Origin of the sequence: Thermogemmatispora sp., from assembly GCF_019683755.1 — a bacterium.
In the GTDB taxonomy this organism is placed as follows: Bacteria; Chloroflexota; Ktedonobacteria; order Ktedonobacterales; family Ktedonobacteraceae; genus Thermogemmatispora.
The window spans coordinates 19,301-36,716 of sequence record NZ_JADGHT010000007.1; the positions used below are offsets into that span (position 1 = coordinate 19,301).

At 58.0% G+C, this 17,416-nt stretch carries 18 protein-coding genes and 2 tRNA genes; 10 read left to right on the top strand and 10 right to left on the bottom strand.

What is annotated here, in order from left to right; all coding sequences use genetic code 11:
- Window positions 1-21: 21 nt before the first annotated feature.
- A complete protein-coding gene (locus IRZ24_RS01365; RefSeq protein ID WP_297159859.1) occupies window positions 22-771 on the bottom strand; it encodes a peptidoglycan recognition family protein in 750 nt (249 codons plus the stop codon).
- A 394-nt stretch (window positions 772-1,165) separates the two neighbouring features.
- Between IRZ24_RS01365 and IRZ24_RS01370 the strand changes: the two genes are divergently transcribed.
- The 4 genes from IRZ24_RS01370 (at window position 1,166) to IRZ24_RS01385 (ending at window position 4,011) form a co-directional block, all read left to right on the top strand.
- Entirely contained in the window at window positions 1,166-1,531 is a 366-nt protein-coding gene (locus tag IRZ24_RS01370) for a roadblock/LC7 domain-containing protein (protein WP_297159860.1), read from the top strand.
- 189 nt (window positions 1,532-1,720) lie between these two features.
- Window positions 1,721-2,215 (top strand): roadblock/LC7 domain-containing protein, encoded by a 495-nt coding sequence (locus IRZ24_RS01375; protein ID WP_297159861.1) that lies wholly within the window; start codon window positions 1,721-1,723, stop codon window positions 2,213-2,215.
- 27 nt (window positions 2,216-2,242) lie between these two features.
- Window positions 2,243-2,818, top strand: a complete 576-nt coding sequence (locus IRZ24_RS01380; protein WP_151726936.1) for a GTPase domain-containing protein — start codon at window positions 2,243-2,245, stop codon at window positions 2,816-2,818.
- A 299-nt stretch (window positions 2,819-3,117) separates the two neighbouring features.
- Window positions 3,118-4,011 carry a DUF429 domain-containing protein gene (locus tag IRZ24_RS01385; protein WP_297159863.1) on the top strand — a complete coding sequence of 298 codons (894 nt, stop codon included), beginning with the start codon at window positions 3,118-3,120 and terminating at the stop codon, window positions 4,009-4,011.
- Window positions 4,012-4,034: 23 nt separating this feature from the next.
- On the opposite strand, the gene IRZ24_RS01390 is transcribed toward IRZ24_RS01385, so the two are convergent.
- Both IRZ24_RS01390 and IRZ24_RS01395 read right to left on the bottom strand, forming a co-directional pair.
- A complete protein-coding gene (locus IRZ24_RS01390; RefSeq protein ID WP_297159865.1) occupies window positions 4,035-4,973 on the bottom strand; it encodes a DMT family transporter in 939 nt (312 codons plus the stop codon).
- Between the two features lie 307 nt (window positions 4,974-5,280).
- The gene (locus IRZ24_RS01395; protein ID WP_297159867.1) at window positions 5,281-5,742 is read right to left on the bottom strand and encodes an HAD hydrolase family protein; all 462 of its coding nucleotides are present in this window, start codon (window positions 5,740-5,742) and stop codon (window positions 5,281-5,283) included.
- Window positions 5,743-5,851: 109 nt separating this feature from the next.
- Between IRZ24_RS01395 and IRZ24_RS01400 the strand changes: the two genes are divergently transcribed.
- Window positions 5,852-6,118 (top strand): hypothetical protein, encoded by a 267-nt coding sequence (locus tag IRZ24_RS01400; protein ID WP_297159869.1) that lies wholly within the window; start codon window positions 5,852-5,854, stop codon window positions 6,116-6,118.
- A gap of 234 nt (window positions 6,119-6,352) precedes the next feature.
- Here IRZ24_RS01400 and IRZ24_RS01405 read toward each other — a convergent pair whose 3' ends face one another.
- Window positions 6,353-6,820 (bottom strand): DUF402 domain-containing protein, encoded by a 468-nt coding sequence (locus tag IRZ24_RS01405; protein ID WP_297159870.1) that lies wholly within the window; start codon window positions 6,818-6,820, stop codon window positions 6,353-6,355.
- 332 nt (window positions 6,821-7,152) lie between these two features.
- Here IRZ24_RS01405 and IRZ24_RS01410 point away from each other — a divergent pair, with 332 nt between their 5' ends.
- From IRZ24_RS01410 to IRZ24_RS01425, 4 genes are all read left to right on the top strand, one after another.
- Complete coding sequence (locus IRZ24_RS01410; RefSeq protein WP_297159872.1) at window positions 7,153-8,418, top strand: aminoacyl--tRNA ligase-related protein; 1,266 nt, start codon at window positions 7,153-7,155, stop codon at window positions 8,416-8,418.
- A gap of 157 nt (window positions 8,419-8,575) precedes the next feature.
- Window positions 8,576-8,659: transfer RNA gene (locus IRZ24_RS01415), tRNA-Ser, on the top strand.
- A gap of 280 nt (window positions 8,660-8,939) precedes the next feature.
- The gene (locus tag IRZ24_RS01420) at window positions 8,940-10,502 is read left to right on the top strand and encodes a DUF4388 domain-containing protein (protein WP_297159873.1); all 1,563 of its coding nucleotides are present in this window, start codon (window positions 8,940-8,942) and stop codon (window positions 10,500-10,502) included.
- Between the two features lie 175 nt (window positions 10,503-10,677).
- Window positions 10,678-11,802: a sigma 54-interacting transcriptional regulator gene (locus IRZ24_RS01425; protein ID WP_297159875.1), complete on the top strand. Its 1,125-nt coding sequence runs from the start codon at window positions 10,678-10,680 to the stop codon at window positions 11,800-11,802.
- 113 nt (window positions 11,803-11,915) lie between these two features.
- Here IRZ24_RS01425 and glp read toward each other — a convergent pair whose 3' ends face one another.
- From glp to IRZ24_RS01445, 4 genes are all read right to left on the bottom strand, one after another.
- The gene (gene glp / locus IRZ24_RS01430) at window positions 11,916-13,139 is read right to left on the bottom strand and encodes a gephyrin-like molybdotransferase Glp (RefSeq protein WP_297159877.1); all 1,224 of its coding nucleotides are present in this window, start codon (window positions 13,137-13,139) and stop codon (window positions 11,916-11,918) included.
- 176 nt (window positions 13,140-13,315) lie between these two features.
- Window positions 13,316-13,392: transfer RNA gene (locus tag IRZ24_RS01435), tRNA-Glu, on the bottom strand.
- Window positions 13,393-13,506: 114 nt separating this feature from the next.
- Complete coding sequence (locus tag IRZ24_RS01440) at window positions 13,507-14,064, bottom strand: hypothetical protein (RefSeq protein WP_297159878.1); 558 nt, start codon at window positions 14,062-14,064, stop codon at window positions 13,507-13,509.
- A 294-nt stretch (window positions 14,065-14,358) separates the two neighbouring features.
- Window positions 14,359-14,901 carry a vitamin K epoxide reductase family protein gene (locus IRZ24_RS01445; protein ID WP_297159880.1) on the bottom strand — a complete coding sequence of 181 codons (543 nt, stop codon included), beginning with the start codon at window positions 14,899-14,901 and terminating at the stop codon, window positions 14,359-14,361.
- Window positions 14,902-15,080: 179 nt separating this feature from the next.
- Between IRZ24_RS01445 and IRZ24_RS01450 the strand changes: the two genes are divergently transcribed.
- On the top strand, window positions 15,081-15,872 hold the full coding sequence (locus IRZ24_RS01450; protein ID WP_297159882.1) for a PhzF family phenazine biosynthesis protein: 792 nt from the start codon (window positions 15,081-15,083) through the stop codon (window positions 15,870-15,872).
- 85 nt (window positions 15,873-15,957) lie between these two features.
- Here IRZ24_RS01450 and IRZ24_RS01455 read toward each other — a convergent pair whose 3' ends face one another.
- Window positions 15,958-16,713, bottom strand: coding sequence for a response regulator transcription factor (locus tag IRZ24_RS01455; RefSeq protein ID WP_297159884.1), 756 nt, complete (start codon window positions 16,711-16,713; stop codon window positions 15,958-15,960).
- 15 nt (window positions 16,714-16,728) lie between these two features.
- Window positions 16,729-17,416 (bottom strand): phosphate ABC transporter ATP-binding protein PstB (gene pstB, locus IRZ24_RS01460; protein ID WP_297159886.1); only part of this gene is annotated, 688 nt, incomplete at its 5' end.

The following is a 17,416-nucleotide window of genomic DNA, read 5'->3' on the forward strand; positions in this document are numbered from 1 at the left end:
CGTAGGGCTGGTGCGCAGCTCTCAGCGCCTCGGCGAACGCTTGATCGTCCTGCTGCCAGGTGGTCTTTCTTGTCCTTGCAGCCGGGCCAGCTCTAGCTCTACATTAATCAAGCGCCGCTGAAAAGCGGCAGCCACCTCGCGCAGCTCCGCGAGCTGCTGCCGAAGTCCGGCGCCAGTCGGATCGCGGTCGGAGAGGGTCTGCTCAGCAGCCCGAGATCTGGCCGGACCCATCTGATGGGGTGGGTCAGAGCCAGCCAGGTAGCTAAAGAGTTCGTCCCAGGGGTAGGGACCCGGACAATAGCTGCGTCCTTCTGGGTCGAGAGAAAAATGACCAGTAATGCCGCCCTGAGCATCGGCCCAACGTCGCGGAATGCCGTGTCGCTCGCAAAGGTGGGCAATCAGCAGAAAACTGGCGCGCTTTTGGGCCGCAGTCAGCTCATCCCCATTATCGCGCCTCAGCTTATGGTGCTCGATAGAAAGCGTCACGTAGTTGGGATTGCCCAGCGGTTCCCACCAACGATCATGCCCGCGGCTCACCACTCCATTGCCCCAGGCCGCGTCAGCCTCCCGCACAAGTTGAAAGATGCGCCCATCACGTCCAATCACATAATGCGTACTTGCCTCCGTCTCAGGATGCTGGAAAAAGGCTACAACCTCCTCGGCACTCGCAAAACCAGCGGTCCCATGCACGATGATCCAGCGCGGTCGCTGCCCACGTCGACCGGGGAAGTAATTGGGGGACGGGCACCACAGCGCTCCAGGTTCGTCCATCGCAAGCTCCTCCCTTGCTGACTCAGCAGAAGCCAGGCCCACCATCGTCTTGTCGACTTGCCCGACAGAGAAGAACAGTGATGGGAGGCCACGGCCTTCCTCAAACATCTACATATAACCATTAGCCAAGAAGTCTCATCTAGTTGCGCTCCCAAGCCGTATCGTATACAATACCAGCAGTCCCCGTATGGCAGAGCATAGGCGGGAACACGCTGGATAAGTGACACCGCTGTTCCCTTCATCCACCTGCCGCGAGGCGCAACCCGTATGTTCGTCTGGCTTCTTTCGCTCGCTAGCTACGAGGTAGCAAAGCAGGGTAGTTCTATCTGTCTGTGCGACCGATCAACCGACCAACCCATTGCGGTGGTGCGTTCCGTGAGAGACGGAGGAGAGCATGGTTGACCTGAAGCAGGCGCTGGGCCGCTTCCTGACCATCCCAGGTGTAAGGATGGCTATTCTCGTCGGACGAGACGGCCTGCTGATCGAGGGGGTCCCCCGCGATAGCAAGGAGGATCTCGAAGCCGTGGGAGCCATTATGACAAGTGGCCTGAGCGCCGCGGAGGCTCTGGGACGGGAGATCGCTCGCGGTGGGCTGGTTGGCGCTCTCGTCGAGTTCGAACATGGCTTGGTGAGCGCTGACCCCCTGGGCGATTTCGCGCTGATCGTGACGGTCTTCGACTCCGCTTCAGCTCTGGGGCGGGTCCGCCATCTGATCAAAAGCAGCCGCGATGAGATCCTCGAAGCGCTCGATATCGCTTGATCAGGCGCCTTCGCTCGCCGCTCGCTCACGAGCTTGCCCGCTTGTTTGTGGCTAAGCTGCTCGTTTAGCTATCTTTCTGTCTTTCTTTCTTCAGTTTTTTCATGACGCCCGCTGCTCGCTGGCGCTCATGAAGCTGTGCCTGTGCTGTGCACGCTAAGCTTGTTGTACCGGACCGGAGGCGGCGCGTACATGGAGCAATTATCAAATCTGGTTATTTCGGATCATGAACTTGAGGCTATCCGGGCAACACTCAGCAAGTTGTTGCACGATACCAGCGCGTCCACTGTGATGTTGCTCGATAAAAGCGGCCAGGTGATCTCTAACTTCGGCAATGGGGTGCGCCGCAATGTGACCTCCCTGGGCGCCTTGTTGGCCGGCGCCTTCTCCTCCTCTCGCCAGGTGGCTGAACTCCTCGGGGAGAAGGATTTCCGCACTATTTTCCAGCAAGGTATGCATGAGAATATCTATACCACCCTGGTTGAAGAGCAGTGGCTGCTGGTGATCGTCTTCGATAAACTTACTCATATCGGCCTGGTCAAGGTGCTCTCTAAAAAAGCTAGCGATGAGCTGGTGCGCGTCCTGGCTCGTGTCAAAGCCGATACGTCTCGTCGCAAGACGTCCGTGATTAATGTTGAGTTCCGTTCCTCTGTCGAGGATACGATCGATTTGCTTTTCCGCGATTAGGGCCTGCTTCCGAGGTAACTGGTTTCTATGGCTCTTATCAATATTGCTACTCACGAGATCCATTGCAAAATTGTCTACTACGGCATTGGATATTGTGGGAAGACTACCAATCTGCAGTACGTCTATAAGAGCATTAACCCCGCTATCCGTGGCGAAATGCTCTCAATCGCGACTGAGACTGAGCGCACGCTCTTTTTTGATTTCCTCCCCCTCGACCTCGGTACTGTGCATGGTTTCCGCACTCGCTTCCATCTGTATACGGTGCCTGGCCAAATTCTCTACGAGCGTACTCGTCTGGCTGTCCTCAATGGCGCCGATGGCATCGTCTTTGTTGTGGATTCGCAAGCGGAGAAGTTTGAGGAGAATGTCCAGAGCATTGCCGAGCTGGAGATGTATATGCGTCGTCTCGGCAAAGACCTCAGCCATTTCCCGTTTGTGATGCAGTGGAATAAACGTGATCTTCCCTCGGCTTTGCCTGTTCATGTGCTCGACCGTTATTTGAATCGCCGACGGGTGCCGGCTTTTGAGGCGGTTGCCTCCAGTGGAATTGGCGTCTTCGCTACGCTGCGCGCTATTAGTAAGAGTGTCATCGCCCAGCTCTGAGGGGGTGATTGGTCATGGGCTGCATCGCTTGTCGCTGCTCGACGCGGTGCCGCGGCGGCGAGCTGATAACTCCCTATGGGCTTTCCGGCGCGCGCGACTGTGATCAGCGCAATCCTGTCTTCTCCCTTCTGGCGCTTTGCATGGAGAAGCGTGACCGCCGCGAGACATGCCAGAAGAGAGCGCAGCTAGCGGGTGACGAAAGCTTCTGAGGAGGAGGGAGGGTCTAAGGAGAGCGACAAGTCATCAGACACATCACTGGTTGGTACGCTCCTGACTGATTGCAGCGGCCCGCAATATGTATGTATATCTATGGTATTGATTTCACGAGTGCTCCCTGCCGTCGTAAGCCGATCGTGGTGGCCATCGGACAGCTAGAGGGCCTCTGTCTCAACATCCTTGGTCTTGAAGACTGCGAGGACTGGCCCACGTTCGAAGCCTGCCTTCATCTCTCTGGCCCCTGGATTGCAGCCCTTGATTTCCCTTTCGGTCTGCCGGCCATTGTAGTAGCTGCCCTGGGCTGGCCCTCAAACTGGACGGATTACGTGACACGCGTGGCCCGGTTAGCGCTTCCCACTTTTTTGCAGGCGCTCCAGAGCTATAGCGCTCAGCAACCAAGGGGCCAAAAGCTCCCACGCCGACAAACGGATGTGCTCGCTGGGGCGCTGAGTCCCCTCATGCTCCACGGTGTCCCTCTGGCGCGAATGTTCTGGCAGGGAGCGCCGCGTCTCCTAGCTAGCGGGGCCTGTGTACTTCCCTGCTGCCCGAAGGAGGAGGCGCGCTTTCTTCTAGAGGGCTATCCCGCCCTGGTAGCGCGGCGTTGGTTAGGACGCCAGCCTTACAAAAACGAACGTGGCGGGAAGGAGGCAGTCATCCGCCGTCAGGCACGTGCTCGCCTGCTAGCTACCTTGACGTCGGCTGCCCTCAGTCAGAGCTATGGCCTGACGCTCGCTCTGCCCGAGACCTATAGCCTGGCCTGTCTGACTGATGCGCGTGGAGATCACCTCGATGCCCTTCTCTGTGCGGTCCAGGCTGCCTGGGCTGCCCATGCCAGCGGTGCTGTGCATGCCGCTACCCCTCAACAAATGCAGCACCAGCTCTGTGCGCTCCTGCCGGCCTGTAATCCTGACGAAGGTTGGATCTACGATCCTGCGCTCTCTGCCCATGCTTGTATCGAGGGATCAGCTTTTCTCTGACTGCAACTTGGATAGGCCTCAGATTAGAGCAGAACGCTAATAATGCCGAGCAGCGTGATGATCACTCCAATGATGGCCGTCAATGAAGGGATCTCGTGCAGCCAGAGAACGCCTAGTAGAATACCGCCAGTGACCTCCTGTGTGGCAATCAAATTAGCATAGGTCGCATGCAGCGTCCGGAGCGAGGCATTGTAGAGCGTATGCCCCAGCCCGAGAGGCAAGACTCCCAGAGCAACAACAGCGCCTAACGCCGGCAGCGGATAAGCGTGGCGGAAAGCAAAATAGAGCATCACTGGCAGCAACCAGAGCGCGGCCAGGCCATAGACATAGAAGGTGTAGCGAAAGAGCGGATGGCGATCGCGCTCACCACGTCCGGCAATCGAATAGATCCCGTAGCAAATCGCTGAGAGAAGGGCCAGGCCGTCACCCAGCAGCATGCAGTGTCCTTCTTGAGGTTGGCAGGCCGTATAGTGCGGCTCAAAGCCAGCCATAAAGGCCACGCCAATCACAGCAACAGCGATACCGATATATTTGCGTAATGGGAGTGTTTCACGCAATACCAGGGCGGAAAAGAGTGCTACAAAGATAGGGGAAGTGTAGACAATCGCCAGCGAATGAGCAATTGTCGTAAAGCTCAGAGAAGCGATGTAAAAAAGAAAATGTAGGGCAGTTACCAGACCATAGAAGAGGAAGCGCATCAGCTCTCTAGGAGAGAGCAGCAAGGACTGGCGTGTGATCAGTCCCAGCAGCAGTACGAGCAGGGCAGCAATTGCAAGACGCCAGAAAGCTATTTCAACCGATGTAAAAGGATCTGCCAGGCGAATAAAGACGGGGCTTGTCGAAAAAAAGAAAACTGCCAGGCAGGCATAGAACAGGCCTGGCCACGAATAGCCTGGCGTACTGGCCTTGCTGGAGACAGTGGCATCTCTGCTAGTTTCTTCAGAAGAAGAACGGAACGTCATCAGGCTCCTCCTAGCGCAGCCCGACCACCTAGTCAGGCAACCTTCGATAGCGAGGTAATCACCACGGGGTGACACGAGCAGATACGAGCAAATAAGGGGAGAGACGAGCGGGCCGGCAGCCATTAGTTTCATCCATTACGCATGGTCGCGTCTTGCAGAGCGCTCGCCGGCCTCCGTCCGAGCCGACCTGAGCGAGGCCTGGCAGTGGCTAGAGCGGCGTTGACCGCTGCCGGCGCTCGCTCACAGCATCATTGCCAGTCTCCAAACCAGTTCCAGGGGGACTGGCTCGTATCATGCCCTAGGGCCTCTAGGGACGTAAAGTCGCGATCAGGCGTTTGGGATAAAAAAGAAGGTCGATCCCATCGATGGGGTTGCGCACCAGTACATCAGCAGCTTGCAAAGCCTCACGTGCCACGCCCTCGGGTCCCAGAATCGCCACACCGATAGCGGCTCGGCGCAGCATCCCGGCATCATTGACCCCATTGCCGAAGGCGATCACATTGGCTGGGCCAAGCTCCTCGACATAGCGGGTTTTTTCCTCTCCTGTACTGATAACGTGCAGGGGCAGGCCCAGGCTCCGCTCCAGGGCGGCCACCTGGCCATGCGTGGCTGCTGTCAGAAGATGGATGGAGAGAAAACTCGTCAGGCGCTTCAAGCGGCTAACTGCTTCAGGCCACGGCTTTCCGTCGAGGGCCAGGGTACCATTGATGTCAAAGACAGCGTGCTTTAATTCAATGGTCTCTCTTTGTGGAATCTCGATCCTGATCATCTCTATCAACTGAAGACATAATAGCGCTCAGAGTAATGATAGGGCTGGCTGCTGCGCAGGCGCGTTGCCCTCTGCCAGGCCAGGGGGCAGAAGCTGGAGCAGCAGAGGGATGAAGCAACCGACTGCTAGCGAGGAGAGCAACCCGCAGGTATTCCTCCCGCATCGTCATCGGAGCCATCCGGCTCGGCGCGCCTTCGGCAAGCGTGCCGAGTCTGCTTCCCGTAATCCTCGCTGGCATCTAGCACGAGGGGCCTGGTTCGCTCCCCATCAGGTGAACAGCAAGCCAGCTACGCTAACGGTGGAGAGACAGATCCCCACTGTGATCCTGCTGAACAGGCGAGCAGGCGAGAGAGGTAGTCAGCCCGGCGGCCACTAAGGCCACTGAAGTCACCGATGGTCATCAGCTTGCCCTTCTTCTCCAGCAGGCAGGCCGGGTCAAGCTGGCAGCCTGGGCCGGACAAGCATACTCAAGCAGACATAGAATGACTGGCCACCTACGAAACAGATACAGGCCCTAAGCGACGGGAGCGGCTGGCAACCCTTCTGTTCTGGCACCACCAGGCGAATCGCTGACTGCGCGGCCAAGACAGGGAGGGAAGCCACTCCAGACTTATGGCTCTATTTCGGCGAACGGTCCCTCACGGTGGGCAACCATCTCCAGCAGAGTCTGTAAGCCTTCCTGAGCAGCGCGACGCTGAGCTGAACTCAAGTTAGTAGCCGCTTGAAACTCATCTTCATCCAGCACCTGCACATTGCCCTGGCGATCAACCCAGACATCGAGAAAAAGATCGACCTGCTCAATACGGTCTTCCAGGAAGACCGCTGGCTCGGCGATATTACAGTACCAACCCTTGCGCTCACCATCCTTCCCCGCAATTGCAAAGATATTGAACCAGCGATCAGTATAATAATACTCCGTAAAACAGTCACCCGTTTCGAAGCGCGCGTAGCCAAGGTCCCGATCGGGCCACGTCCAAAAGGCGCGGATGATGCAGACACGCGAGGTAGCAGCAAGCACTTCACCCTGGTAGGAGAAGAGCGCTTCACCTTGCGGATTTTTCTTAACGATGGTGATCATCTTTGGCAATCCCCGCGGCAATCCCAGACGGGTTAGGCCGTTGCCTGCATGACTCATCCGTCCTGGGAGAAGGGTAGCAGCAAGAGCCTGCCTTGTCAAGTGGCGAGAGAGCCAGATGAGAAAGCCGCCAAAGCGCTTTAGAAAGCATTCGGGTGGCACAAGGTGGCATTCCCACAAGAAAGAGGAGGAAGCCAACATCCTGAACGGCGCATGCCAGAAAGGCAAGACTCCTGCGCTCTAGCCGGCTTCTGCTTTCCTTTGAAGGAAGCACGCATTGAGAGAACGACTAACCTGGCTTGCTCTACTCACTCGCTATGCTATACTAACGGCGTATGCTTAGTCTCGACTTACTTCGTCAGCATCCCGAGCAGGTACGGAAAGGACTCCAGAAACGTCAGGTCTCGGTAGCCTTGGAGGAGATCTTACGTCTGGCAGAACAGCGTGATGGCCTGGCCAGGCGCTGCGAGGGACTCTACAGCACGCTTGAGCGTCTGCGGAAGCAAAGTCATGCAGCTCCTGCCAACCGGCGTGCCAAGCTTGACAAGCAGAGCGCAACCATCAGTGAGGAGATCCGCAGCCTGGAATTGCAGATCGCCGATCTGGAAACGCGCCTGCGTCTCTTGCTTTGGCCCTTGCCTAATCTACCCCACCCCGATGTCCCCACCGGCTTTCTGCGTTCAGCCAATCGCGAGCTGCGTCGCTGGGGAGTACCCATGAGCTTCTATTTCTCCCCACGCTCGTTTCGAGAGTTGGCCAGCACACTAGGAGTAATCGATGGCCGTGCCGGCAGCCGCCTGAGCGGTAGTCAGTTTGCAGTCGTCGGCGGAGCCGGCGCACGCCTCTGGAGAGCGCTGCTGACCTTTGCCCTTGATGTCTTCACGCGCGAGTGGGGCTACAAGGAGGTACAACTACCTCTTCTGTTGAAATACGGCGCCTTACTGGCTGCTGGGCAGTTTCCGACCCTGGAGCCGCAGAGCTATAGCTGCCAGGCCGACGAACTCTATCTAAACCCAGGCGGCGAACCCTCTCTGATCAGCCTCTACAGCGATAGTGTGCTCGTTGCCGAAGCCTTGCCCCTACGCGTGGTCACTTGGACCCCGGTCTTCCATCGCCATGGCGGTCCAGCCTCCTTACCTCCGAGCACTGCCCGCCTGCCCTGGCATCAGCTCAGCGAGGTACAGGTGATGCTATTAGTCCGGCCTCAAGAATCCTATGCGCTCCTGCAAACATTGCTGTTGCAAGTTGAAACTTTGCTCCAGCGCCTGGAGCTGGCCTATCGTGTCGTCATGCTCTGTAGCGGCTACTTGCCCTTTGCAGCAGCAATGACCCTTACGGTTGATGCCTGGCTGCCAGCTCAGCGCCGCTTTCTGCCCCTGGCCTCAGTGAGCAATTATGAGAGCTTTCAGGCGCGGCGTGCCAATGTCCGCTATCGAACCCCCGATGGCCAGCTCGAGTATCCCCATAGCCTGGGCGCCTGCGCTCTGAGCATTGAGCAGACGCTTGCCGCCATTCTAGAAGTCTATCAACAGGCCGATGGAAGTGTCGTCATACCCAAGGTGCTCCGTCCCCTGGTAGGCCTGTCCTTGCTCACTCCCTGAAGAACACGATTCTAACAAATGTTCGTTCCTGGCCATGACAAAGTACTGACGATGTCGCTCATCCTTGTGATGCAATGCATGAGACAATGACCCAAATGGCATGCTCGTAGCGGCCCCAATCTTCCAAATTGAAAGCGCTTGTGGTAAACTATCTAGCGGAGGGGTGGCAGAGTGGTTTAATGCAGCCGTCTTGAAAACGGCCGGGCGATGAGCCCCGGGGGTTCGAATCCCCCCCCCTCCGCTCTGCGTTGATGGGAAGCGGCTGGCCTGTATCCATAGCGCGGGGGGCGCTGTGGATACGGCGCAATTTTGTGTTTGTACGGCTGTGACCGGTGGATAGGGTCATTCTCACGCTGTCGAACAGAGGTGTTTGACGCCAACGCTGCTCAACGCTGTTAAACTTGACTCGGGTCGTATTCTGTTTGTAGATATTGCTAATGTCTCTCACGCATGCTGTGCTTACTGGAGGCGACAGAGGTGCACACGCGCAGCAGGGGCATGGCGACAGGCGGTGAATTGCTGTGTCTACGGTGAGTTTCGCGACGACATTAGATCGGGTCAATCTAGCTGATCTCTTGCGCCGCTTAGAGGCCCATGAGAAAAGCGGGATGCTGGTCGTAAAGCAAGGCTCCCTCTGGGTGGAGTTGTATTTCAGCCAAGGGCGCTTGCTTTGTATTGGCCCAGTGCGGGCTCAGTTGACGCTGGGCGATCGCTTAGTGCAGGCCGGGGTGATCTCCCAGGCCGCCCTTGCCCATGTGATGGCTGTTTTGCGGGAACGCGGCGAGGAGCCAGGTGAGACCCGCATTGCTCTCCTCCTGATGGAGCTGGGCTATGCAACGCGTGAGCAACTGCGTGCCTGGGCGGCGCGCGAGGCCTCACGTGTGCTTGAGGTGCTGCTCTCCTGGCGTTCTGGTGAGGTCTATTTCGAAGAGGGGCGCACGCCTCCACCATCTCGCCTGCTCGTCTCCCTCTCTCCTTCTGCTCTCTTGCCTGCTGCCCCTGCTCAGTCGGTCTCTCCATCGCTTGCTCAAAGCCAGGTACCACCTTCTATGGCTAATCCTGTCTCTGTGCCCGCTCACCCTGGCGCTGGACCCTCTCAGGTGCGCTATGAACAGTCGTCGTTCTCGCAGCCGTTGCCTCCGGTGCCGCCCTCCCAGCTCTCCCAACCAGTGCAGCCAGCGAGCCAGGAGCCGCCTGCTCAACAGGCTCCTCAGCCGCGAGTGACGCAGGCCCTGCCTGAAACAGGCGCGGCTCCGGTCCCTCAGCGTCAGGGGCGCGGACGCATTGATCTCAGCTCGCTCTTTGATCCTGATGCTCTGGCTCGCCTTTCGGAGGTCGCTTCGGCGGCTTCCTCGTCAGGGGCTGATGCTGCTCCTGGGCAGCGGCAGCCTTCTACTCCCCAGCAGGCCGCTTCGGCTTCCACTGCGCCCAGTAGCTTGCCCGCTCCCCGCCCAATTATGATGCCCTATACACCGCGGCGCATTGATGTCTCTTTTATGCATCCTGAACTGCGTCTGAAGCCGGCTGATCTCTCTCCACTGCGCTCTGGCAGTGTGGAGATCCCACTGACGCCAGATGAGTGGCGTGTCTTCGGTGTCTGTATGGAAGGAGAAAAGACCCCTCTGCAGATTGCCCAGGCCCTGGGCATGCCGCTAGAGCATGTCTATATTCTGCTTGGGGAGCTGATGGCTTTGGGGCTGGTCCAGCATCCCTATATGCAGACGCCGTATCCTGTTCAGGAGCTTTCGCCTGCCGCACTGCCTCCAATGGGTGGCCCCTATGCGCCGCAGCCGCAGGTGGCCGGCTCGCAGCCCTGGGTCCCTACCCCCGCTCAGGCGTGGCCGGTCCCGCCTCAGGCACCAGCCCAGACCACAGGGACCTTCGCTCCTGCCCCCGCTTCGACCTCGGTTCCGCAGTCGCCGCTCTATGTGGAAACTGAATCGCAGTGGGGGAATGGCGGTAATGGCGCCCGCTTCATTGTGGGACGTGGCTGGGGAGTGCAGCCAACCAGACCGCTCCCGCCGAGCAATGCCGCGCAATCCCCTTATCCTGCTTCAGTTGCGGGCTCCCAGCTTGGTAGATAGGAGGAGCTGTTAGGAAGCCCGGTCGACCACTGGCGGCGCCTTCTCAACTGAGGAGGCCTTCAGCTCGTCTGGTGGCCTGGCTTCCCCTGGTCGTTATTACCTGCTGATTACCTGCTGATTCGCGCTGGCCCCCAGGCCCTAGCTTTCGGCTCTTGGTTGAACTGGAAGGGTGGGGATGATGTTGCAGGGTTCAGATTTTCATCGTGAGAGCGCCCAAGCCGCTAAGGCGGATTCGCTCGCTGCCCATGATGAATTGCTGACTGCTCTGGAACGCTTCGGCCTGGTCATCGGACGCAGCCAGGTGATGCGCTCTATTGCTAGCCTCATTCGACAAGTTGCGGCTTTCCCAACAACGACGGTCTTGCTCCAAGGTGAAAGTGGTACTGGCAAGGAGGTGATTGCTTATGCAATCCATGCCCTCAGTGGTGGCTCCTCTCGCCAGTTTGTGGCTATTAATTGCGCCGCCATTCCTGAAACCTTGTTGGAAACGGAGCTGTTTGGCGTCGAGGCCGGAGCCTATACCGATGCTCGCGTGACGCGCGATGGCTATCTCGCTCGAGCTGATGGCGGTACCCTTTTCCTCGATGAAATTGCTTCCATGCCCCTTGTACTCCAATCTAAGCTCTTGCGCTTCCTGGAAACACGCTCCTTCCGTCGTGTCGGAGGCACTCATGAGATCCAGGTCCGCCTGCGTGTTATTTCAGCCTCTAATGTCGATCTTGCGGCTGCGGTCGCTCGCCGCGAGTTCCGTGAGGATCTCTTTTATCGACTCAAAGTCTTTACCATTCATATTCCTCCTCTGCGCGAGCATCCTGAAGATATCGTCCCCCTAGTCGACTACTTTTTGCGCCAGCAGGGAGACAAAGAAGGACGCGCTCAACGCCTCAGCTCCGAAGCCCTGGCCTTGCTGGAACGCTATAGCTGGCCGGGCAATATCCGCGAACTGCGCAGCGTTGTCCAGCATGGACAGATCATGTGCGAAGGTGATGAGATTCGTGTTGAGCATCTCCCCGCCTATTTGCGATCTGCTAGTAGTGGTGCCCTACAACGTTTGCTGGAACTCAAAGATCAGCTGCATTTGCCGCCCGAGGGGGTGAAACTGGAGGAGTTTCTTGCTGAGATTGAGCAGCGCTTTATCCGCGAGGCGCTAGAGCGCTGTAACTATAACCAGGTGAGAGCTGCGGCTTTACTGGGTCTCTCAAGAGATCAGTTGCGCTATCGCCTGGCACGCAGCGGAGCTAAGAGCCGAGAACATGCGCAGAGCACGGGTCTTTCCAGGCTGCACCCGTGCTCTGGCTAGGTTAAGTGTCCGCTCGGCCTGGGCCCACGGACAACACTCACGTCCGGCATCTACCGGGCTGTTCAGAGGGTCTCGTCGCAAGTGGCATTTACCTGGTGGAGTCTTATCTCTATTTATTGCTCTTCTGGCCAGTCGAGCATGATGGCCTGGGCTGTCTCACCAGGCTTCAGGGTTTTACCTCCTTCAGGCACGATCACCAGGGCATTAGCATGCAGCAGAGAAGTGGTAATATGCGACCCCTGATTGCCGGTGGTTCGCGCCACGAAGCGCCCCTGTTCCCGGCGCACATGGGCACGCACATAATGGCGCCGCGGCGTGCGTTCGCTCACGCCATCCTCAACCGTGACCTCGATCTGGGGGCGCCACAGGTGGGCATGGCCCAGCAGCTTACGGATCAATGGGCGCCCGAATAGCTCGAAGGTGACTGCGGCTGAGACAGGATTGCCGGGTAGCCCCAGCAGCGGTACCTGCCCGATGCGCCCAAAGGCCAGTGGCTTGCCGGGACGCATATTGATTTGCCAGAAATCGATACTGCCTTGCTCATGCATGATGCGCTTGACCAGATCGAATTCGCCGACGGAGACGCCTCCCGAGGTAATGATAAGGTCGTGCTGCATCGCCTGGCGAAAGATTTCTCGTAAGCTCTCCTCGGTATCGCGTGCTACTCCTAGGCGTTGAGGTTCGGCCCCGGCTCGTCGTACTGCCGCTTCCAACAGATAAGCGTTACTGTTGCGTATCTTGCCCGGCTGGAGCGGCTCATCGACGTCAATCAGCTCGTCCCCTGTGCTGATAATCGCAACGCGCGGACGGCGAATGACCCGCACGCGGGCCCGTCCTACTGTCGCTAACACGCCGATCTCCCAGGGGCCGATCGCGTTGCCTTGACTTAAGACACACTGCCCACGGCGAATATCCTCGCCGGCGGCACGAATGTTGTTGCCTGGGGCAACCTCCTGCAGAATCTCGACCCAGTTGCTATCGGCAGGATCGCTGCGCGTCAGCTCGATCTGGATGACAGCATCGGCCCCGCGCGGGACTGGTGCACCAGTCATGATGCGCATGGCGGTGCCTGGCTCGACGCTCTGCTCAGTCACATAGCCGGCTGCAATTGTGCCTATCACCCGCAGCCGGGCCGGACGACCATGCTCCATATGGGTGTCTGCGCTGCGGAGAGCGTAACCGTCCATTGCGGAGTTGGCAAAAGGTGGCAGATCATCCTCGGCGACAATGTCTTCTGCCAGAACCAGACCCGCAGCTTCTGCTAAAGGGACGGTCGTGGTAGGAAGGGGTTGAATCGTGGCCAGCATGCGCTCCTGCGCTTCCTCTACACTCATCATAGGCCCTATTCCTTTGCTCTGCTTCGTCTAGGCTCGTTCCCCGCAGCTATGGCGAGGAGAGCAGGCGGAAGACAATGATCATAGGGCTGGCCGATCAGCGACGCAGCCCAAAAAGTAGAGAAGCCTGGCAAACCGACAAATGTCTAAAGTCTGCCAGGCTCTTCCTGCGATTGCTGTGGTACCTCGTACGGGATTCGAACCCGTGATCTCCGCCTTGAAAGAGCGGCGTCCTAGTCCACTAGACGAACGAGGCCCAACGACTGCTACGCGCCAGCACCTTGTAAGGCACTGGAGTGCGATCGCGTCTACGTCATCTGGATTGTACTGTATGGGACTCGCTTTGTCAAGCGGGTTTTGGCGACTGCCTTCATCTCGCTTCTGACGATCGCTGGGAGCTGACGGCAGACCAGTGCCATTGCTGAGGACAGGTGTAGTCAAGGACGGCAACGGTCCCAGGGTCCGCAATGGCCACCACAACGAATTGAGGAACACTGGAGGCTTGCAATCGATTCTGTTGATCTGGGAGCTGGATGCCGATCCCGTCCTGCTCATGGATGCGTGTGATGGTCGCCTCGAAGGTAGCCACTTGACGCAGGATAAGCGTGACGCTAAAGCTGAGGCTGTGGTCATGCGCGTCGAAGGCGATGAGATGAGGGATAATCGTGTCTTGTGCATTGCGAAAAGGATCGTGGAAGGTGAAATCAGTTTTGTAGGGATTATCAGGAGTGGCATGAAGGTAAGCATAGGCTTCTGCACAAAGATGGTACTTATAGGCGCTATTAGGGCTACGTACTAACTGAACACGCGGAGGTGGTATGCGTACCAGAACAGGACGTATCTGCTGGATACCGATGAACGCGCCCGCCGTCAGAAGCGCTGCCACCAGAAAGCCAGTCAGAAGCCGCAACCATAGGCGTTGCTGCATGGCGTCTCCCCCCAGAAACTCGTGTGGAGCACTTCCTGCAACTTTCTCTCTTCCTGGCACGGGGGGAGAACCGGGAGGAAAGACCGCTCTCGCCCTTCTGACGATTTCCCCGCTTACTCACTTAGTTTCCCTTCGCCGCCAATACGCTCCTCACGAGAGAGAGGACACGCTCCCAACTGGCGGCCCGAGAGATGGGAATTAACCTGCTCACTACCTCCCACTGCTCTCGCGGAGTGGCTTGGCAAGCCTCCCCTCTTCCTAGAGCAGCGCCTCAATGCAGAGGCCTGGATCTATTTAACGGCTAGCTTGTGAGGAGCGAGAGCGGGAGCGAGCCAGCGGAGCTGAAGAGGCCGACGGATGGCCCGAGACAGCTTCTGCCTCCGTTTCTGGTTCTGGTTCCAGCAGCCTGGCCAGGCTAATCAGGAAGGCGACCACGATCAAGACATGGAGAACAGTACACCAAAGACAAATGGCGTGCAGGCGGACCAGCTCGACATAGATCAAATAAAGCACAGTGACCAGTCCGATCAGCGACCAGAAGAACTGGACGGGACGGAGCCAGCCAGGCTCTGAGGGACGTAACAGGCTCACCAATGCCAGCCCGGCCAGGATCAGGCACCAGCCAAGACCAGGCAGCGAGATAGGGAGAGGTGTCCCAGGCACCACCGCGTAGCTGCTATTCAGTACATGTGCGCAATCGATAGCCCCCGAAGCGGGACAGACCAGCGGGGCATCTTGGTAGTGCACGATGGTCAAATAAATGGCATCTCCCATCCCCGCGAGGGCGAGCAGAAAGACCACGAGCTGTAAACCTGAACGTCGTAGCAACAGTTCCATCAAGTCCGACTCTTCGCAACAAAATCGGTCACAACAGCACTCTCTGTAGAGAGGATACTGCGCTGGTCTCCCTCTGTCAAGGCTCAATCACGTGCTACAATGGATGAGACATCTTCTGGTTCTTAGCCGAGAGACTACTTTGCCTGCTAGCTTGCTTACATCAAAGAGAGGAGGCTGAGATGGGACAGCGCATCATTCAAGTCGATGCCTTTACCGATCGCCCTTTTGCTGGCAATCCGGCAGCGGTTTGCTTGTTAACTGAGCCACGTGACGCAGGCTGGATGCAACTCGTGGCTCGCGAGATGAATCTCTCGGAGACGGCGTTTCTGCTGCCGGAAGGAGATGGCTATCGCCTGCGCTGGTTTACGCCGACAGTTGAAGTTGACCTCTGTGGCCACGCCACCCTGGCCAGTGCTCATGTCCTTTGGGAGGAGGGGCTGCTACGGCCAGAGGAAACAGCGCGTTTCTATACACGCAGTGGCCTCTTAACCGCTCGTCGACTGGATGGCTGGATCGAAATGGACTTTCCAGCCACCCCAGCCAGGCCTGTCCCGGCTCCTCCAGGCCTAAGCGAAGCGCTGGGTGTTACCCCTCTCCTGGTGGCCAAAAATCAGTTCGATTACCTAGTTGAGCTGGAGAGCGAAGAGGCAGTACATGCCCTCCAGCCCGACTTCACTCGTTTGCTGGCATTCCCTGCGCGCGGCTTCATTGTGACCAGCCGTGCTGAGGGCAAAGACTATGATTTCGTTTCACGTTTCTTTGGGCCTGCGGTAGGAGTCAATGAAGACCCCGTCACCGGTTCGGCTCACTGCACACTAGCGCCATTCTGGTGCAACCGCCTAGGGCGCTCAGCCTTGACGGGCTACCAGGCTTCTGCCCGCGGCGGCCTGGTGCGGGTTCGTCTGACTGGTGAGCGGGTCTCGCTCAGTGGCCAGGCGGTCACGGTGATGCGCGCTGAGTGCTTTTTCTAAGGCTGGATGAGGTGAGCAAGCTGCGGCTCACCTCTAGAGAGGGGTAAAGTGCACGGCCTCTCGCCGTAAAGAGCTGGCTTGCTTCTTAACGAAAGACATAGCCCACGCCGCGCACTGTCTGGATAAGCTTAGGGGCAGCCGGGTCCTCTTCTAATTTCTCGCGCAGCCAGCGAATATGCACATCGACAGTACGGGTATCGCCGGCATAGTCGTAGCCCCAGACGTGATGGAGCAATTGATCTCTGGTGAGCACCGTCCCGCGATTGCGCACGAGGTAGACCAGGAGATCGAACTGCTTGGGCTGCATATCGATCTCCTGGCCCCGACACCAGACCCGTCGTCCGGGCACATCGATACGCACGGGGCCAGCAATCAGCTCCCTGGGGCTACGCCGTGGCTGAGTGGCTGCCTCCTGACCCAGGCTGCCCTCTTCGGGCGGTGCCTGCGTCATGGGATAGGAGGCGCGGCGCAATAAAGCGCGCACACGGGCCAATAGTTCGCGACGCCCGAAAGGTTTAGTGACATAGTCATCTGCTCCAACCTCCAGACCTACAACTTTATCAATCTCCTCTGCTCGCGCTGTCAAGAGCATAATTGGCGTAGTGGCCGTGGCTGGCTCGCGTCGCAGTTGTCGGCAAACCTCTAAACCGTCGATCTCGGGCAGCATGATATCCAGAATAATTAAGTGTGGTCGCTCGCGACGTGCCAGCTCGAGGGCCGCTCTCCCATCGAGGGCTGTCAGCACCTGATAGCCTTCCTGCTCCAGGTTGTAGGCGATGGTCTCAACAAGCACCTCTTCATCATCGACCACCAAGATCTTTTCGCGTTGACCTCTGACCATAGTGCGCTCTCGTCCTTAGCTGAAGCGCCCGCTGATATAGTCCTCTGTCTCCCGCCGCCGCGGTCGTTTGAACAGTTCGACGGTTGGCCCATACTCAATTAAGCTACCGTTGAGGAAGAAACCGGTATATTGTGAAATGCGTCCTGCCTGTGACATATTATGAGTAACGATCACAATAGTATATTCCTTACTGAGCGAAAGCAGCAGTTCCTCGATCTTGAGCGTTGAGATAGGATCGAGTGCCGAGCAAGGCTCGTCAAGCAGGAGCACCTCGGGATGGAGGGCCAGAGCGCGGGCAATACACAGGCGCTGCTGCTGACCGCCCGAGAGACCGAGGGCGGAGGCCTTTAGGCGGTCCTTCACTTCGTCCCAGAGGGCGGCGGCCCTCAGACTACGCTCTACCTCCTCCTGAATCTGCCGGCGGGATTTCCTCTGAATGCGCAGGCCGTAAGCGACGTTCTCAAAGATCGACTTGGGGAAGGGATTAGGACGCTGAAAGACCATGCCGATGCGCTGACGGAGGCGAATGACGTCGGTCGCTGGATCATAGATGTTCTGCCCGTCAAAGATCGCTTCTCCTTCGATACGGGTCTCAGGAATAAGATCGTTCATGCGGTTGAGCGTGCGCAAGAACGTTGATTTGCCGCAGCCCGATGGACCGATCAGGGCCGTGATCTGCATATCGCTAATAGGCAGAGAAACG

What these genes read in the sequence shown, in the direction of transcription:
- IRZ24_RS01365 (WP_297159859.1), bottom strand. Translation starts at nt 771, where the DNA reads ATGGACGAACCTGGAGCGCTGTGGTGCCCGTCCCCCAATTACTTCCCC.
- IRZ24_RS01370 (WP_297159860.1), top strand. Translation starts at nt 1,166, where the DNA reads ATGGTTGACCTGAAGCAGGCGCTGGGCCGCTTCCTGACCATCCCAGGT.
- IRZ24_RS01375 (WP_297159861.1), top strand. Translation starts at nt 1,721, where the DNA reads ATGGAGCAATTATCAAATCTGGTTATTTCGGATCATGAACTTGAGGCT.
- IRZ24_RS01380 (WP_151726936.1), top strand. Translation starts at nt 2,243, where the DNA reads ATGGCTCTTATCAATATTGCTACTCACGAGATCCATTGCAAAATTGTC.
- IRZ24_RS01385 (WP_297159863.1), top strand. Translation starts at nt 3,118, where the DNA reads ATGTATATCTATGGTATTGATTTCACGAGTGCTCCCTGCCGTCGTAAG.
- IRZ24_RS01390 (WP_297159865.1), bottom strand. Translation starts at nt 4,973, where the DNA reads ATGACGTTCCGTTCTTCTTCTGAAGAAACTAGCAGAGATGCCACTGTC.
- IRZ24_RS01395 (WP_297159867.1), bottom strand. Translation starts at nt 5,742, where the DNA reads ATGATCAGGATCGAGATTCCACAAAGAGAGACCATTGAATTAAAGCAC.
- IRZ24_RS01400 (WP_297159869.1), top strand. Translation starts at nt 5,852, where the DNA reads ATGAAGCAACCGACTGCTAGCGAGGAGAGCAACCCGCAGGTATTCCTC.
- IRZ24_RS01405 (WP_297159870.1), bottom strand. Translation starts at nt 6,820, where the DNA reads ATGATCACCATCGTTAAGAAAAATCCGCAAGGTGAAGCGCTCTTCTCC.
- IRZ24_RS01410 (WP_297159872.1), top strand. Translation starts at nt 7,153, where the DNA reads ATGCTTAGTCTCGACTTACTTCGTCAGCATCCCGAGCAGGTACGGAAA.
- IRZ24_RS01425 (WP_297159875.1), top strand. Translation starts at nt 10,678, where the DNA reads ATGATGTTGCAGGGTTCAGATTTTCATCGTGAGAGCGCCCAAGCCGCT.
- glp (WP_297159877.1), bottom strand. Translation starts at nt 13,139, where the DNA reads ATGATGAGTGTAGAGGAAGCGCAGGAGCGCATGCTGGCCACGATTCAA.
- IRZ24_RS01440 (WP_297159878.1), bottom strand. Translation starts at nt 14,064, where the DNA reads ATGCAGCAACGCCTATGGTTGCGGCTTCTGACTGGCTTTCTGGTGGCA.
- IRZ24_RS01445 (WP_297159880.1), bottom strand. Translation starts at nt 14,901, where the DNA reads ATGGAACTGTTGCTACGACGTTCAGGTTTACAGCTCGTGGTCTTTCTG.
- IRZ24_RS01450 (WP_297159882.1), top strand. Translation starts at nt 15,081, where the DNA reads ATGGGACAGCGCATCATTCAAGTCGATGCCTTTACCGATCGCCCTTTT.
- IRZ24_RS01455 (WP_297159884.1), bottom strand. Translation starts at nt 16,713, where the DNA reads ATGGTCAGAGGTCAACGCGAAAAGATCTTGGTGGTCGATGATGAAGAG.